Genomic DNA, 16,099 nt, shown 5'->3' with positions numbered 1-16,099 from the left:
CGTCATGCCGCCACGGCTGATCGTGTTCGACTGCGACGGGACCCTCGTCGACAGTGAGCGGATCGGCGTCCAGGTGGGTCGTCGGATGCTGGCCGACCTGGGCGTCACCCTCACCGAAGCGGAGTTCGTCGAGCGGTTCGTGGGCTGCAGCAAGCAGCACTGGACCGACGAGGTCGCCCGCGTGGTGGGCGGCCCGCCCCCCGCCGACTGGTCGCGCCGCCACGACGAGCTCTTCGCGGTCGCCCTCGAGCAGCTCCGGCCGGTGCCCGGGGCGGTGGAGGTCCTCGACGCCCTCGACGGTCTCGGCGTGCCGTACCGGCTGGCCTCCAACAGCGACCGGGCGCACATCGCCAGAACCCTCGAGCTGACCGGCCTCGCCGATCGGTTCACCGGCCGGGTGCACAGCGCGCACGACGTGGCGCGGGGAAAGCCGGCGCCGGACGTCTACCTGGCCGCGGCGGCCGCTGCCGGGGTCGACCCCGGCGAGTGCTGGGTGGTCGAGGACAGCCCGTTCGGGGTGGAGGCCGGCGTCGCGGCCGGCATGCGCACCTTCGCCTTCACCGGCGGGGTGCATCCGCGCGCCCGGCTGGCCCGTCCGGGCGTACCCGCCCTCGACGAACTGGTCGACCTCGTGCCGCTGTTGGAACGGCACCTGCTGTCCACCCGGTCAACACCCGGCAATTGCTACCCAACAGTCCCTTGAGGAACCGCTCGGTTCCTGTGTACCGTCCGTCCACGCCGAAGTTGAGAACCTTCTCATACTTGCGGCACCGACCCGAGGAGAGGCCCGTGACCCCCTCCGTGCACCTGCTGACCGTCGGCGACAACGTCGTCGACTGCTACCCCGACCTGGGCGTGATGTTCCCGGGCGGGAACGCGGTCAACGTCGCCGTCAACGCGGTGCGCTGCGGCGCCCGCGTCGGCTATGTGGGCGCACTGGGCACCGACCGCGCCGGCCGGCTGCTGTACCGTGCGCTCGGCACGGAGGGCGTGGACCTCGACCTCGTTCGGGTCGTGGACGGACCCAACGCCTACGCGGTGGTCCACATCGTCGACGGCAACCGCGTGTTCGGAAGTGGCGAACTGGGCGTGTCCCGGTTCCGGGTGCGGGAGGCCGACCTCGCCACGGCCGCCGTCGCGGATGTCGTCCACACCGGTGAATGCTCCATGACGGAGGAGGACCTTCCCCTCCTGGCGCGCGCCAGCCGGCTGCTCTCCTTCGACTTCTCCGAGCGTCCCTGGGACTACATCGCCGAACTGGCTCTACACGTCGATATCGCGATCATGTCCCGGCCCGAGGGCGAGCAGGCCGAGGCGGTCGAGCTGGCCCGCCGCGTCCGCGCCCTCGGCCCGGCCCGCGCCGTCGTCACCCGGGGCGCCCAAGGCGCGGTACTCCTCGGGCCCGACGGTCTGGCCGTGGCACCGGCCGGCACCGGACCGGTCGTGGACACCCTCGGGGCGGGCGACGCCCTCATCGCCCGCCTGCTCGTCGGCCTCGCGGGCGGCGAGCCCGACCACGCCGCGCTGCGCGCGGCGACCACCTACGCCACCGCCACCTGCGCCCAGCACGGCGCTTTCGGCTACGAGACAGCGCTCGACGCGGACGGAGAACCCTCTCCCGTACGGGCGTGACACCGCACCACCCGCAACCCACCCGACCACGACCACATGCAGCCCATCGGAGGACCCATGAGTACACGCCTGCTGCGCGGTGGTGTAGCCGCCGCCGCGGCCGCCTTACTCGCGCTGGCTGGATGCGGAGGTGGCGGCGGCAACGGCAGCGGCTCCGCCCCCGCCCCGCAGCTGAACCTGACCGGTGAGAAGAGCGGCAAGCTCACCATCGTGACCAAGTTCGCCGACCCGCAGTACGCCCCGTACTTCGTGGAGATCACCAAGGCGTACCAGGCCGCCAACCCGAAGGTGACGATCGACCTCCAGCAGGTCGGCGACCAGCCGTACAAGGACAAGATCCGGGTACTGTCGGCCGCGAACCAGCTGCCCGACATCTACTTCAGCTGGGCCGGCGACTTCGCCAACAAGTTCGTCCGGGCCGGCCTCGCCGCCGACCTGAGCTCGGTCATCGGACCCGACACGGCCTGGGGCAAGACCTTCGCCCCGGCGTCGCTGAAGGCCTTCTCCGACAGCGGCAAGTACTACGGGATGCCGATCGACCTCGACGGCAAGTACCTGGTCTACAACAAGACCGCCTTCGCCAAGGCCGGCATCGACAACCCGCCCGCGACCTTCGAGGACCTGCTGACCGACTGCGGCAAGCTCAAGGCCGCCGGCTACACCCCGATCGCCTTCGGCAACCAGTACGGCTGGCCGGCGATCCACTTCATCACCCAGCTCAACGCGTACGACGTGCCGGGCGACCAGCTCGCCAAGGACTACAACCCGAAGACGGGCGCCTTCACCGACCAGCGCTACGTCACCGCGCTGCAGCAGTTCAAGTCGCTCGCCGACACGTGCAGCAACTCCGGAGCCAACGGCCTGGCCCACGAGGCCGCGCAGGCCAACCTGGTCTCCGGCAAGGCCGCGATGCAGTACATGGAGTCGCTCGAATTCAAGGTCATGACGGTGGCCGGCGGCGCACCCAAGGAGACCGCCGACAACTGGTCGTTCATGCGCCTGCCCCCGTCGTCGTCGGCGGCCGGTGACACCAAGGCCCTGACCGGCGCCCCGGACGGCTTCATGGTCAACGCCAAGAGCAAGCAGGCCGCCCTGGCCGTGGACTTCCTGAAGTTCTTCAGCAACCAGGAGAACGCCTCGAAGATGGTCAAGGAGCTGGGCTGGCTCAGCCCGGTCTCCGGTTCGGTCACCAACGACAACGCCTTCCCGCAACTGGTCGACACCCTCAAGGACATGAACGAGGCCAGCCAGTTCGCGATCTGGCTCGACACCGTCACCCAGGCCACGGTCGCCGACGCCTACCTGTCCGGGGTCGAAGGCATGCTCAGCGGCGACAAGACGCCCGAGCAGGTCATGAAGGGCGTGCAGGACGCGGCCGCCAAGGCCAAGAAGCAGGTCGGCTAACCACGGCCGGCGAGCCGGGCGGGGACGGTCAACCCGACCCCGCCCGGCACCACCCACGGTTGCATGGCGCGGGAGGCCCGGATCCCGCCCCCGTACGGTCCAGTTAGGCAGGTGCGCAAGACGTGACAGCACTGCTCAACCGCTGGCGGACCCTGGTGTGGGTGGCGCCCGCCGTTGCCCTTCTGCTGGTGTTCGTCTATTACCCCATCGTCGAGAACGTCCGACTGAGCTTCTTCTCCTGGAACGCGTTCTCGCCCCATCCCGTCTTCGTGGGGCTCGACAACTACACGACCGCGTTCCATGACCACGTGTTCTGGACCGCGCTGTGGAACAACACGATGTACGCGGTGGTCTCGCTGATCGTCCAGGTCGGCTTCGCCCTCGTCCTGGCAGCGGTGCTCGAGGAGTTCGTGCACCAGCGGCTGCGCGGCTTCCTGCGTACCGTCTACTTCATCCCCGCGACCATCTCGATCACCGTCGCGGGCATCCTGTTCTCGTTCCTGTACAACCCGCAGTTCGGCCTCGTGAACCGCGCGCTGAGCGCGGTCGGCCTCGGCTCCTGGAGCCACGCCTGGCTGGGCGAGAAGTCCACCGCCATCTGGAGCATCATCGCGATGAGCCAGTGGCAGTCCATCGGATACACCGCCGTGCTGTTCGTCGTGGCGATCCAGCGCATCCCGCGCGAGTTCTACGAGGCCGTACGGGTCGACGGCGCCGGACCGGTGCGGTCGTTCTTCACGATCACGGTGCCGATGGTCCGCGAAATGACGACGCTGCTGGTCATCATCACCGTCTCGGGCGCCTTCCTCGTCTTCAACGAAGTGATGGTCATGACCGCCGGTGGGCCGGACAACTCCAGCCACGTGCTCAACACCTTGCTGTACCGCAGTGCCTTCTTCGCCGACGACATGGGCTACGCGGCCACGATCGCCACCGTAATCTTCGTCATCACCTTCGTCGTCGCGGTCGTGCAGCTCGCGGTGACCAGGCGCAGGAGGGTCGAATGGTGAACCTGACGCCGAGCGCCCCGTCGGCGCCCACCCGGGCCGGCTCCCGTACCGGACGGGAGACCGCCACGACGACCGGGACCGCCGCCGCCCGCCGGTGGGACGCCCGTACCCCGCTGCGCCTGCTCGTCCGGATCCTCGGCTGGGCCGTCCTCGTCGCCCTCGTGGTGGTCGTGGTGTACCCCCTGATCTGGATGGTGCTCAGCAGCTTCAAGGACAACGCCGAGGTCTTCGGCCACCCATGGGGGCTGCCGAGCCAGCTGCGCTGGCACAACTTCGTCAAGGCCTGGCACGCCGGGGTACTGCACTACTTCCGCAACAGCATCGTCGTCACGGGCATCTCGATCATCACCACGACGCTGATCTCGGCCTGGGCCGCTTACGGGCTCACCCGGGTCCGAATGCCCTTCTCCCAACCCGTGCTGTTGCTGGTCACCGGCGGGTTGATGCTGGCGCCCACCGTGGCGATCATCCCGCTGTTCCGCCTGCTGCAGGCGATCCACATCTTCGACACCTACTGGGCCCTGATCGTCCTTTACACGGCGTTCCGGATCCCATTCACCACCTTCCTCGTCCGGGCCTACATGATCGACCTGCCGAGGGAGGTGGATGAGGCGGCCCTCATGGACGGTGCCACGCAGAACCAGGCGTTCTGGCGCATCACCCTGCCGATGTGCCGACCGATCCTGGTCTCGGCGGCCCTCCTGCAGGCGCTGTTCGCGTGGAACGAGTACGCGTTCGCGTTGGTCTTCATCAGCCGCGACTCGTTGAAGACGCTGCCGGTCGGCCTGGTGGACATGCAGAGCCGGCTACTCACCGACTGGCCGGTGCAGCTGGCCGGACTGACCATCGCGGCGGTACCGATGATCGTGCTGTTCCTCATCGGCCAGCGGCAGTTCCTGCGTGGCCTCACCGAGGGCATGGGCAAGTAGGCGTCGCGAGGAGGTCGTGGTGGTGCGGGTACGTACGCCCCGCGCCATCGTCCCTGACCCGCACCGGCGGCTGACAGTGAACGCCGGGGTGGTGGCAGCGTGAGCCCGCATCCCGGGCTGGCCGGGTACCGGCGGCTGCTGCGCCGGCCAGGCGCGGCGTCCGTGCTGCTGCTCTCGCTGGTGGCGCGCCTTCCGGTGTCCATGGTCCCGATCGGGCTGGTACTGCTGGTGCGGGCCGAACGCGGCTCCTTCGCCGCGGCCGGGATCGTCGCCGGAACCTTCGCCGTCGGGACGGCGGTCGGCTCCCCGGTGTGGGGTCGCGCCATCGACGCGCGTGGGCAGTCCAGGCTCGTCTCGGTCGGCTCGGCGGTCTGCGCCGTGCTGGTCGCCGCCCTCGCGCTGCTTCCGGGTACCACGGTGCCGCTCGCCGTGCTCGCGGTCGTCGCGCTGTTCGCCGGGGGTGCGCTGCCACCGGTGACCCCAGCCGCCCGGGCGGTCTGGCGGAGCATGCTCGGCGAGGGAGCGGCTCTGCGGTCCGCGCTGGCCCTGGACGCCGCCGCTGTCGAGGTGCTGTTCGTCGGTGGCCCGGTGATAGTCGGGCTCGTCCTCGCCCGCTTCAGCCCGGCGGCTCCCGTCCTGTTGGCGGCGCTACTGCAGGTCGTCGGCGGTATCGGTTACGCCGCCACGGACGCCGCGCGGGCCGTTCGGCCGACCGCCGTGGTGCGTGCCGTCGACCCGGACCGGCCCCGGTTCGAGGGCCTGATCGGACCGCTCGCGGTCGGCACCGCGCTGGCGGTGGCCTTCGGCATCACTGACACCGCCCTCGCGGCCACCGCCCGCGAGGTTCTCCACGATGCCAGCCGGGTGGGGCTGCTTTTCACCGCGATCGCCGGCGGCAGCGCGCTGGGCGGCGTGCTTTTCGGCACCCGCCACCTGACGCCTTCGGCTGAGCGGCGGGCGCTGCCGGTCCTGCTCGGGGTGGTGACCATCGGGCTGCTGGCCGTACCGCTGGCGCTGCGGGCGGGCGCGCCCCTGCTCGTCGTCCTGCTCCTGTTGCATCTCACCGGGCTCTGCATCGCCCCGTCCCTGATCGTCGTCATGGGCCAGGTCGACCGCGCGGCGCCCGACGGACGCCTGTCGGAGGCCCAGGCGTGGCTCGCCACCGCCACGCTTGTGGGCTCCTCAGCCGGTACCCCGGTCGGCGGCGTGGTGGTGGACGTCCTCGGCGTGCCCGCCAGCTACGCGATCGGGGCGCTCGCCGCGGGCGTGGCGTGTCTTCTTGCCCGGCACACGCGTGGACGTTGAAGCCTCGAGGGTCATCGAAGACCGCATCGAGGACACTGACGCTCCCCGTCGGTCGCGATCGCTTGAGTTCATCCCGTCGACAGGCCTCGGACCGGCCCGGATGCCGCGCGGTCGCATCGATCACGGACCCGCCCGCCCGTCACCCGTGTGCGGAGTTGATTGATCCACCGTCGCAGTGGTGTCGATCAATCAATGCGGCCCGTAGCAATAGGGGCCGACACGCGGTCGACCCGCTGGTCCCCGTTGCGGGGATGGCGGTACGCCGCACGCACCCGACGGCAGAGAGGGCCGAACGAGATGAAGCGAACGAGCGGGTACCTGGCGGCTCTGATGGCAGGTCCGGTCATGGCACTGGCGACGGCCGGTACGACGGGGTGGGCGGCGCCGGCCGAGTCGGCACCCGGCTGTCCGGGTGCGGTCCAGATCGGCAGTACGGCATACGTGAAGGTCGGTGGCCAGACCGCGGCGTCGGTGAAGCAGTTCAAGGGGTGCGGCAAGAACTACGGCTACACCTACGTCTGGCAGTCGTACCGCAGCACGCACGGTGGCTGGACCGTGTGCGCCGCCATCGCCAATCGCAACGACATGACGCTCAACGGCCTGCGCTGCGGGGGCGGCAGTGAGGTGTGGTCCTCGGGCACCAACACGCTGTCCGCGTGCACCCGCGCCGTCGGCTTCTTCCCCGACGTGGCCAAGGCCGAGACCGATACCCGGTGCTGACCCCCGACCGGGACCGGGTCGCGGCAGACGTTCAACCACACGACGTAGGAGGAAGTAAGGCATGAAGGTGACAAGGATCCGGGCCACCGCAACGGGGCTGCTCGCGGCCTTCACGGTGGTAGGTGGCGTGGCGTTGAGCGCGGCATCGGCGTCCGCCGCGACCCGCGGAGCGGCGTCGTCCGATGCCACAGCACGGCCGGCCACGCCCGCCGCTGCACTGCCCACCGTCGACATGGAAGCGACCGTCCTGGCTGCCCAGATCGACCCCAGGCGCGCCGACCACACGCTGACCCCGGGCGCGAAGGCCGCCGTCCTGGCCGTCGAGCAGGCGCTCCAGTCCCGGCACCTCCTGGACGCCCGCTGGGTCGACGGGTACTTCGGCACCGAGACCGTCTCGGCGTACGCGGCCTACCAGCGCTCGCTCGGGTACACGGGGCTGGCCGCCAACGGACTGCCCGGCGCGGCGTCGCTGACCAAGCTCGGGCAGAACCGGTTCACGGTCACCCACACGATCAGCGCGGGCGCGCGGGTCCAGCGCGACGGGTACGTCGTCGACGCCCGTACCCAGGCGATGCTCACCGAGGCCGAGCGTCTGCTCGGCTTCCGCCTCGTGCTCCAGCAGGGCTCGTACAACCCTGGCGGCGACCCGACCTCGGCCGGCACCCACGACGGCGGCGGCGTCGTCGACGTCGCCGTCACCGGGATGTCCGCCGCTACCCGCACCGCGGTCGCCCGCGCTCTGCGGCAGGTCGGCTTCGCCGCCTGGGTCCGCGACCCGAGCCAGGGCGACTGGCCGTGGCACATCCATGCCGCGGCGATCAATGACACCGACCTGTCCAGCCAGGCCCAACACCAGACCGGTGACTACTACCTCGGCCTGAACGGCCTGGCGAACCGGGGCCCGGACGACGGGCCACGGGTCCCGATCCACACCTGGGAGGAGTACCAGCGCATGCACTGATCCGGCGCCCGAGGCACACCGAACCACCGATCATTCATGACCTTACGTAAGAGGAACCCCATGTTGAACTTTCGCAAGGCTCTCACCGTCGCCGGCGCCGCGCTGGCCGTCACCACCTCCTCCCTCCTGGCCACCGGTTCGCCCGCGCTCGCGGCGTCCCGCGACGGGGTCTGTGACAGCGGTGAGTTCTGCCTGTACTACAACAGCGACCAGGCCGGTTCGGTCTCCGACTTCACCGGATCGGTCGACGACTACGGGGCGACCCAGCCGTCCTGCTACGAGTTCAAGGGCGCCGGCAACGGCCAGGGCCTGTGCGTGAAGAACACCGCGGCGTCGGTGTGGAACCGCACCAGCAAGACGGTGACCGTGTACTTCAACAGCAACTACGGCGGGGCGAGCCAGTCGTTCGCGGCCGGCGCCAAGGGCAACCTCAACGCCACGCTGAAGAACAACAACGCCTCGCACATGATCGGCAGCAACGGGGGCGGCGGCGCGCAGACCCCGCGCAACGACTACGACGGCAACCCGCGCGGCTTCGCGCAGAACAACTGCACCGCCTTCGCCGCGTACCGGATCGCGAGCCGGCTCGGCGTCCCGAACTTCAGCAACTCCTACGGGGGAGTCACCTGGGGCAACGCCGAGCACTGGGACAACGCCGCCCGGGCCATCGGCGTGACGGTCAACAAGACACCGAAGGTCGGCGCGATCGCGGTCAACGACACTCACGGCCAGTACGGCCACGTCGCGTACGTGAACAAGGTCTACAGCGACGGCTCCTTCGATGTCGAGGAATACAACTGGAACAACGTGCACGCGTACGGCACGCGCTCGCACGTACATGTCAGCCAGGCCGAGCGTGACTTCCAGTGGATGCTCCACTTCTGAAGGGCGTTGCAGAGATGAACATCCGCAGGAAGGTATTCGGCATCCTCGCCGTGGTCGTGGCGGCGCTCGCGGGCGTCACGGTGGTGCCCGGCGTGGCATTCGCCGCCGACCGCGACGGCAGTTGCGACAGCGGCGAGTTCTGCTACTACTTCAACAGCAACCAGGCCGGTTCGGTCTCCGACTTCACCGACTCCCAGGACGACTACGGGACCACCCAGCCGTCCTGCTACGAGTTCAAGGGCGCCGGCAACGGCCAGGGCCTGTGCGTGAAGAACAACGCGGCGTCGGTGTGGAACCGCACCAGCAAGACGGTGCGGGTCTACTTCAACAGCAACTTCGCCGGAAGTTACCAGGACTTCGCGCCCGGTGCGAAGGGCAACCTGAACGCCACGCTGAAGAACAACAACGCCTCGCACGAGCTGCTGGGCGGGGCGCCGCCGACGGGATGCAGGACCGACGGCACCAACACCACGCCGCCGACCTCGATCCTGGTCTACCGGGTCAGTCTGGGGAAGGTGGACCGGGTCGATTTCAAGACGTACGTCAAGAACGTCCTCCCGAATGAGTGGGTGCCGAGCTGGCCGAACGCCTCGTTGGACGCCGGAGCCGTCGCCGTCAAGAGCTACGCCTGGTACTGGGCGCTGCACTCGACCCGGAAGACCCCGGGCGGGCAGTGCTACGACGTCCGGGACGACACCGCCGACCAGGTGTACAAGCCGTCGTCGGCCCTGGCGTCGACGTCGTCTGCCGTCGACCGCACCTGGTCGACCCGGATGACGCGCAGCGGCAACATCCTGGCGGCGCACTACTGCTCGACGACGACCGCCTGCGGTGGCTGGGTGGAGGGGAACTGGATGTCGCAGTACGGCTCGCGTGACCTCGCGGCCGCGGGCAAGGACTTCCGGACGATCCTGCACCACTACTACCGGGACATCGCCCTCTCCTGACGGTCACCTGCCCCACCGGGTGGGTCCGCCGTTCATCTCGGGGTGCCGGTACGTCCCTACCGGCACCCCGACCTCATCTCTCCTCCTCTGTGGACTGTGCGGTTGCCGACAGGTGATCGGCGACTGTCAATCAATTCCGTACAATCGGCCGGAGTTGATTGACCGGCAGCGGCACGGCATGGAAAGGACGCGATGTGGCTCGCCAGGAACGGCCGATCGATCCCACCGCTGGGCCGCTGCCACGCTTCGCGCAGGAGCTGCGCAAACTACGCGTGGAAGCTGGAAATCCGACCTACCGGGCGCTGGCGAAGGCCGCCGGGTACAGTGCGACCACACTGTCGGAGGCCGCGGGTGGGACGCGCAAGCCGAGCCTGGACGTCGTGCTCGCCTTCGTCGGCGCCTGCGGCGGCGATCCGGACCTGTGGCGGGAGCGGTGGATCGAACTCGACGCCGCCCTGAGACCGGAGCCCGTCACGCCCGCAGGGCCCCCCGAGCACGCGGACGGCGCCGTGCCCCCCGAGCCTGCCGAGCACGCGGGCCGCGCCGTGCCCCCCGAGCCTGCCGCGCCGTCACCGGACCGGGCGGGCCGGCGCTGGCCCGGGCGGGTCGTCGCCCTGGTAGCGGCCCTGGGCGCGCTGGCGGCCCTCGCCATCGCAGTGGTCATCCACGCGGTGACCTCCCGAGCCCGCACCGCCACGCCGACGGCCGCGCCAGCCCCGGGCTGCCCCGAGGTACGACGCTCGGCACGATTCATCGGCACCACGTACGCCAGCGGGACGCGGATCCGCAACGGCGCCGCGCTCGACGCGCCGGTGCTGTCGACCGTGCCGCCCGGGTGCGCCGTCGGATTCACCGGCTTCTGCATCGGTGAGAAGGCGAACGACCCGACAGCCGGGATACCGGACGTCCGGTGGTTCACCGTTGACGGGGGCGGGGTCATCGCGTCTGCCGTGGTCCACGGCAACCCGCCGGCAGACCTGCGGCTGTCGCACTGTCCCCGGGAGCGACCGGCCCCCGACGCCGTCAGCCTCACCGGCGCTCCCGACCCCGGTGAGCCCGGCAGCCTACGCCTGCAGGCCACCGGCCGGCACGTCGATCTGGTGGGCTTCGCCGCCTACTACGCGGCCGACTCCGACCAGCCGGAGCGTCGAGAGTGGCACCAGGTCGGGCTGGCCGTCACCGGCGCACCGGCCTTCGAGGCGGCGTGGCGACCGGGCCCGCTGCGGGCGGTGCTCCACCCGGGTGAACAGGTCGCCCTGGCCGCCGTAGCCTGCCTGGGCGGCGAAGGACCGACCAAGGCGATGGATGTCAAGGTGACGACGGGTGGCGGCTCCGGCGAGCTGACGCCATCGACGCAGCCTCCGCCGCAGCTCGACGCGGCTGGTCGGGCGGCCTGCCGGTACCCCAACCGCTGAACCGACCGGCCATCGCGGCGGCCAGTGGCAGATGGTCGGCTGGGAGGCGCTCTTGTCCGACGCGTACGGGGAAGAGCGGCGGGCCTCGGCGCCGACGCGTACGGCGACAGCGGTACGCGTTACGCGGTACGTCGGTGGCGGCCTTGAGGCAGTTCAGCATCGCAGCGTGCGCCTTGGCGGTACCGCCGGCTGGTTCGTGTCCCTCGGCGCTCGGTCGGTCGGCCATGAAGGCCGATCGCTGTTCAGGCGTGGCCTGGGTCATTTGCCCACCGGGTCGCGCACTCGGGAAGTCGGTGGCTCGAGCGGGGTTCGGGGGGTGGATCGGCTGTCGAGGGGAAGGACCTGGTCATGCGGGTCTGCGACGCGATCGTCATCGGCAGCGGGATCAACGGGCTCGTTGCGGCGGCGATGCTCAGCCGTGCCGGCTGGGACGTCGTGGTGCTCGAGGCGAGCGCGGTGCTCGGCGGTGCGATCCGGACAGCCGAGCTGACCGCGCCCGGGTACCGGCACGAGGTCTTCTCCTGCTGGCATCCGCTGTTCGTCGGCGGGCCGGCGTACGCGGACCTCAAGCACGAACTCGACCGGCGAGGTCTGGTCTACCGCAACACCGCCACCCCGACCGGCGTCGCGACTGCGACCGGTGCGGCGGCCGTGCTGAGTACCGATGAGGCGGCCCTGGTCGCCGAGCTGGACCGGTGCGCCGACGGCGACGGCGCGGCGTGGCGGCGGGAGATGGGCGAGTTCGCCGCCGTGTCGAGGCTCGCCTTCGGGGCGCTCGGCGCGGAGCTGTGGTCCACGGCGGGGGTGCGGCTCGGGTTGCGGGCGCTGTTGTCGATGAAGGTCCGCGGGTCGCTGGCCTTTGTCCAGTCGGCGCTCGAGCCGGCGACCACCTGGCTGCAGCGGACCTTCCGCGGCGAGCCGGCGCGGGCGCTGTTCGCGCCGTGGATCAACCACAACGGTATGGGTCCGGACGACACCGGGTCGGCGCTCATCCTCAAGGTGATCGTCTCGGCGACGGTCCAGGGCGGCCTGCCCGTACCGGTCGGTGGAGGCGTCACCCTGGTGGAGGCGCTGGCGTCCGTCGTGCGCGAAAACGGGGGCGAGCTGCACACCGGCGCCGCCGTGGACCGGATCGTGGTGCGAGACGGGCGTGCGGTGGCGGTGGTGACCGCCGACGCGACCGGCTACGGCGCGCGGCGGGCGGTGCTGGCCAGCACGACGCCGCAGGCGCTGTACCTCGGGCTGCTACGTGACGTCGCGCTGCCGTCGGCGGTCCGGGAAGCCGCGAAGCGCTACCGGTGGGGACGCGGTGACATGCAGATCCACGCGGCGCTGCGCGAACCGCTGCGCTGGCGCGACAGCCGGCTCGATGGGGTGCCCCTGGTACACGTGACGCCGGGCCTCGACGGGGTGCGCAAGGCCGTCGGCGAGGCGGGGCGCGGTGTGCTGCCGGCCCGGCCGTCGATCGCGGCGGGGCAGCCGACGGTGCTCGATCCGTCGCGGGCACCCGACGGCGGCGCGGTGCTGTGGATCCAGCTGCTGGAGACCCCGTACCGGCCGACCGCGGACGCCGGTGGCGAACTGGACGTCGGCGACGGCACGTGGACGCAACGGCTGGTCGAGGCGTACGCCGACCGGGTGCTGGCCCAGCTCGGCGAGCAGGTGACCAACCTCGACCGGGCGGTGCTGGCCCGCGCCGTGCTCAGCCCCGCCGACCTGGAACGGGAGAACCCCAACCTGGTGCACGGTGACCCGTACTCCGGGGCCTGCACGCTCGACCAGTTCCTGCTGTGGCGGCCGCTGCCACTTCCGTCGGGCCATCAGACACCGGTCGAGGCGCTCTGGCACATCGGGGCCGCGACCCACCCCGGTCCGGGACTGTCCGGCGCGTCCGGTCACATCGTCGCGACGCGACTGCTCCACCGCAATCCACTCGAACGCCTGCGCGCCCTGCTCGGCAGCGGTTGACCGCAGATCGCAACCGTCGTCGATGGCTGGGCGTAGTGATCGCCGGAGTTGCGCGCTGACGGCAGCGCGGGCCGGGCGTGTCGTCGAGGCGGTCGTCGTTTCGGCGCGGTCCGCGGTGCGACGCACATGGAAGAAACCAGAGGACGCTGGGGATTCGGGCGCCGCACGAGCCGCAGCTTGGCGGCGATCCGGTCGGCCGGGACGATCTGCAAAGTTGCTAATGAACCGCCCCTCTGCGTGCCGCGGATAAGGGCCACGATCTCTTCGAAGGAGTGTGCGGAGATCACGTCTTCCACGACACCCGCGGGCACCGGGTGCACCGTACCGCCAGGCGTGAACTCGGCGTCCTCGCTTCTCGCGCTCGGCCGCCCGCGCGTTCAGGGTCAGTGCACGAGCCGGCGCAACGCCCACCAAGCGGCCGGCAGGTAGGCGGCCACTGCGGGAGCAAAGCCGTCGATCGTCAGACCGGTCCTCGTACCGGTCGCGGTGGCCTCGACGGTGTGCCACAGGGTCAACTTCACCCCGGCCACTGAGGCTGTCCACGACCAGGCGCGCACCGGCCCGGAGTCCGAGACATCGATGACCTGAAAGTGGATCGGAATTCCCACAGGTCCGTGCACGACGCCGCACGTTCCCGGCGCCAGCCGATCGCGTGGGTAGTCGACCGAGCGGATCTGCGGGGACCACTCCGGCCATCGTCGGGGCCGGACGTAGCGGTCCCAGACGTCATCGGCGGTGCGCGGACCCGAGACACTCATCTCCCGCCGTAGGGTCGGCCAGCACAACATCACCCGTCCATCGTGGGGTACGACAGGCGGGCGCGCCCGTTCACGGATGCGCCGACCTGGGCGCATCCGTGGACGGGCAGGGCGCGGGTTGCGGAGGCTCAGTCTTCACTGGGACGGTCACGTCGGCCGGCGTCCCCAACCCGAGATCGTCACCTGCGGGATGTCGACGAACTCAGGATCCTCGAGCAGCGTGAAGAACTGGGCGAGTTCGGCTTCCGTGACGAGGTTGTCCGCGACGAGAGACGGGCCGGCCTGCTTGATGAGAGGAGCCCATCGGTCCCTTCCGAGACAGCCCATGCAACCGAGGTTGCCGGTGAAGGACACCTCGGTCAGTCCGTTCCTCGCCAGCGCGGCCGGGATACTTCGCGCCCAGGTCAGGTCGGCGCCGTGCGAGGCGTACTTCTGCTGGTAGGCCGCCATGAGGTGGCGGACCAGCGGGAAGGGTGACGTGTCTGCCGGGAGATGGTACGGCTCCTCGAGGACCAGCCATCCGCCCGGCTTGAGCCACGTGGCGGCCCGCGCGACAACCGCATCGCGCTCGGGCAGGTGGCATAGCAGGTAACGCGCGTGGATCAGGTCGAACCGGCCCGGGTCGTAGGTGTCGGCGGTGATGTCGGCCTGTTGAATCTCCAGGTTGCGGGCACGATGCGGGTCCAGGTACCGGGTGTCGATGTCAACGGCGACCACACGGCCGTCCGCGCACCTGTCGGCCAGCCAGTACGCGATCGACCCGGCTCCCGCGCCCAGTTCCAGGCAGTGGGAGGACGGCTCGACGCCCAGTTCTTCGATGATCTTCATGGTGAAGCCGTCGACATTGCGCTGTATGGCATCCAACCGATCCCGTTCGCCGGGCGAATCCTTGCTGTGCATACCGGTGCTGTACCCGCCGTCAACTACGGACTGGTCTGTCATCGGTGGCTCGTCAACTCCTCGTCGTTTCGGGCTGGACGCGCCCGGCCGGCTGGTCTTTCGCGTCGGCCTGGGGTGATATGAACGAGCGGACCAGCGGCGACCTGCGGGCGCGCTGGACCTTGACCAACGAGTGGACCTCGCTGGGGAGGTCGTCGCCCTGCTGGGCGGTGAAAGCGGCCGCACCGTGCCCGCGGGCGACGCCGTTCGCCCGGTTCTGCCTGGCGCGCTCCAACCAGCACGCGGTGATCGCTGCGTCGACCTCGTCTTCCGACAGGTCGCATCCGGCCACGTGGGCACGGGCACGGGCCACGTCCTCGGCGCCTGTGTAATCGCTCAAGACCAGCATGGCGTCCCGGATCTCGATCACGACCCGATAGAGGCGCAGGTAGACGGAGCCTGGCCGCCCGAGCAGTTGGCGGATTCGCGCTCCCGGCTTGTCCAGCGCGACGTGCGGAACCGATTCGATGAGATCGCGCCACAGCGGCCAGAGGCGCCACAGCGCGATGGCGTTCCAGGTCTGGCGGTACAGCGAAAGCATCAGGGGGAGGGACACGCCTGCGGTCATCAGCCAGGCCGTGACTCCGATGTTGAGGGGGAAGATGGCGCCGAGCCAGGGCAGGCGGGTGAGTAGGAACCCGAGGACCACCGACCAGAACAACGTCGAGGAGGCGAAGCCCGCTGCGAGCAGCAGGAGTCCGGTCCTGAGGCTGCGGTCTTCCCGCGCCTGGTAGCTGTAGCGCGCGCACAGGGCCGCGCACGGCACCGTCGCGACCAGGTGCGTGAAGATCAGCAGCCACCAGAATGGGCTGTACCACGGCACGACCACCGAGGTGACGCACCCGGAGTGGGGCGCGATCGTGAAGTTCAGAACGATCAGTGTCGCGGTCACCGCGGCCGTGAGGAGGTAGATCAATCGAGCCCGGCGGCCGGAGGTCGCGGCCAGGACGAAGTCCAGAATCAGCGCCGAGCTGAGTACCCCCCAGATGTTCATGAACAGGCCGCAGCTCTCGGCGAAGACGAACGTCCCCTTGAGCGCGGCGGACACGGGGTCGAGGTAGACGGTGATGGACCCGGCGAGACCCGCCGCGGCGAACAACAGCATCCGTTGCTGGCGGGAGCGACGGGCGGAGGGAATTCGCAAAATCAGCACCAGCCAGAGCGCAGCCGCGCCGATCAGTTCCACATCGGTGCCGAACCTGTAGACCGAAGAGATGCTCATCGTC

Annotated in this window: 15 protein-coding genes; 12 read left to right on the top strand and 3 right to left on the bottom strand. The window is 70.1% G+C overall.

Going from position 1 to position 16,099, the window contains the following annotated elements; translation table 11 throughout:
- The first annotated feature begins 4 nt into the window (after positions 1-4).
- From HC031_RS13500 to HC031_RS13445, 12 genes are all read left to right on the top strand, one after another.
- The gene (locus HC031_RS13500) at positions 5-703 is read left to right on the top strand and encodes an HAD family hydrolase (RefSeq protein WP_205862684.1); all 699 of its coding nucleotides are present in this window, start codon (positions 5-7) and stop codon (positions 701-703) included.
- Positions 704-789: 86 nt separating this feature from the next.
- Positions 790-1,632: a PfkB family carbohydrate kinase gene (locus HC031_RS13495; protein WP_167925609.1), complete on the top strand. Its 843-nt coding sequence runs from the start codon at positions 790-792 to the stop codon at positions 1,630-1,632.
- 57 nt (positions 1,633-1,689) lie between these two features.
- Positions 1,690-3,036 (top strand): extracellular solute-binding protein, encoded by a 1,347-nt coding sequence (locus HC031_RS13490; RefSeq protein WP_167925608.1) that lies wholly within the window; start codon positions 1,690-1,692, stop codon positions 3,034-3,036.
- 122 nt (positions 3,037-3,158) lie between these two features.
- A complete protein-coding gene (locus tag HC031_RS13485) occupies positions 3,159-4,046 on the top strand; it encodes an ABC transporter permease subunit (RefSeq protein ID WP_205862683.1) in 888 nt (295 codons plus the stop codon).
- Positions 4,040-4,975: a carbohydrate ABC transporter permease gene (locus HC031_RS13480; protein ID WP_167925607.1), complete on the top strand. Its 936-nt coding sequence runs from the start codon at positions 4,040-4,042 to the stop codon at positions 4,973-4,975. Before HC031_RS13485 ends, HC031_RS13480 begins: the two co-directional genes overlap by 7 nt.
- 99 nt (positions 4,976-5,074) lie before the next feature.
- Positions 5,075-6,280, top strand: coding sequence for an MFS transporter (locus HC031_RS13475; protein ID WP_167925606.1), 1,206 nt, complete (start codon positions 5,075-5,077; stop codon positions 6,278-6,280).
- Between the two features lie 345 nt (positions 6,281-6,625).
- Entirely contained in the window at positions 6,626-7,000 is a 375-nt protein-coding gene (locus HC031_RS13470; protein WP_167925605.1) for a hypothetical protein, read from the top strand.
- A gap of 61 nt (positions 7,001-7,061) precedes the next feature.
- Positions 7,062-7,961: a peptidoglycan-binding domain-containing protein gene (locus HC031_RS13465; protein ID WP_240942440.1), complete on the top strand. Its 900-nt coding sequence runs from the start codon at positions 7,062-7,064 to the stop codon at positions 7,959-7,961.
- A gap of 60 nt (positions 7,962-8,021) precedes the next feature.
- Complete coding sequence (locus HC031_RS13460; protein WP_167925604.1) at positions 8,022-8,846, top strand: CHAP domain-containing protein; 825 nt, start codon at positions 8,022-8,024, stop codon at positions 8,844-8,846.
- A gap of 14 nt (positions 8,847-8,860) precedes the next feature.
- On the top strand, positions 8,861-9,793 hold the full coding sequence (locus HC031_RS13455; RefSeq protein WP_167925603.1) for a SpoIID/LytB domain-containing protein: 933 nt from the start codon (positions 8,861-8,863) through the stop codon (positions 9,791-9,793).
- A gap of 194 nt (positions 9,794-9,987) precedes the next feature.
- Complete coding sequence (locus tag HC031_RS13450) at positions 9,988-11,208, top strand: helix-turn-helix domain-containing protein (protein WP_167925602.1); 1,221 nt, start codon at positions 9,988-9,990, stop codon at positions 11,206-11,208.
- Positions 11,209-11,556: 348 nt separating this feature from the next.
- The gene (locus HC031_RS13445; RefSeq protein ID WP_167925601.1) at positions 11,557-13,176 is read left to right on the top strand and encodes a phytoene desaturase family protein; all 1,620 of its coding nucleotides are present in this window, start codon (positions 11,557-11,559) and stop codon (positions 13,174-13,176) included.
- Positions 13,177-13,559: 383 nt separating this feature from the next.
- On the opposite strand, the gene HC031_RS13440 is transcribed toward HC031_RS13445, so the two are convergent.
- From HC031_RS13440 to HC031_RS13430, 3 genes are all read right to left on the bottom strand, one after another.
- Positions 13,560-13,934, bottom strand: a complete 375-nt coding sequence (locus tag HC031_RS13440) for an SRPBCC family protein (protein WP_240942439.1) — start codon at positions 13,932-13,934, stop codon at positions 13,560-13,562.
- Between the two features lie 147 nt (positions 13,935-14,081).
- The gene (locus HC031_RS13435) at positions 14,082-14,876 is read right to left on the bottom strand and encodes a class I SAM-dependent methyltransferase (RefSeq protein ID WP_205862681.1); all 795 of its coding nucleotides are present in this window, start codon (positions 14,874-14,876) and stop codon (positions 14,082-14,084) included.
- A gap of 10 nt (positions 14,877-14,886) precedes the next feature.
- Positions 14,887-16,095 carry an MAB_1171c family putative transporter gene (locus HC031_RS13430; RefSeq protein WP_167925600.1) on the bottom strand — a complete coding sequence of 403 codons (1,209 nt, stop codon included), beginning with the start codon at positions 16,093-16,095 and terminating at the stop codon, positions 14,887-14,889.
- Positions 16,096-16,099 lie beyond the last annotated feature (4 nt).

It is taken from the genome of Planosporangium thailandense (genome assembly GCF_011947195.1).
In the GTDB taxonomy this organism is placed as follows: Bacteria; Actinomycetota; Actinomycetes; order Mycobacteriales; family Micromonosporaceae; genus Planosporangium; species Planosporangium thailandense.
This window is presented reverse-complemented; position numbering and strand designations above follow the sequence as displayed.

Bases quoted from the DNA above. Each gene is read 5' to 3' on its own strand.
- HC031_RS13500 (WP_205862684.1), top strand. From the start codon at position 5: ATGCCGCCACGGCTGATCGTGTTCGACTGCGACGGGACCCTCGTCGAC.
- HC031_RS13490 (WP_167925608.1), top strand. From the start codon at position 1,690: ATGAGTACACGCCTGCTGCGCGGTGGTGTAGCCGCCGCCGCGGCCGCC.
- HC031_RS13480 (WP_167925607.1), top strand. From the start codon at position 4,040: ATGGTGAACCTGACGCCGAGCGCCCCGTCGGCGCCCACCCGGGCCGGC.
- HC031_RS13470 (WP_167925605.1), top strand. From the start codon at position 6,626: ATGGCACTGGCGACGGCCGGTACGACGGGGTGGGCGGCGCCGGCCGAG.
- HC031_RS13465 (WP_240942440.1), top strand. From the start codon at position 7,062: ATGAAGGTGACAAGGATCCGGGCCACCGCAACGGGGCTGCTCGCGGCC.
- HC031_RS13460 (WP_167925604.1), top strand. From the start codon at position 8,022: ATGTTGAACTTTCGCAAGGCTCTCACCGTCGCCGGCGCCGCGCTGGCC.
- HC031_RS13455 (WP_167925603.1), top strand. From the start codon at position 8,861: ATGAACATCCGCAGGAAGGTATTCGGCATCCTCGCCGTGGTCGTGGCG.
- HC031_RS13445 (WP_167925601.1), top strand. From the start codon at position 11,557: ATGCGGGTCTGCGACGCGATCGTCATCGGCAGCGGGATCAACGGGCTC.
- HC031_RS13440 (WP_240942439.1), bottom strand. From the start codon at position 13,934: ATGAGTGTCTCGGGTCCGCGCACCGCCGATGACGTCTGGGACCGCTAC.
- HC031_RS13435 (WP_205862681.1), bottom strand. From the start codon at position 14,876: ATGACAGACCAGTCCGTAGTTGACGGCGGGTACAGCACCGGTATGCAC.
- HC031_RS13430 (WP_167925600.1), bottom strand. From the start codon at position 16,095: ATGAGCATCTCTTCGGTCTACAGGTTCGGCACCGATGTGGAACTGATC.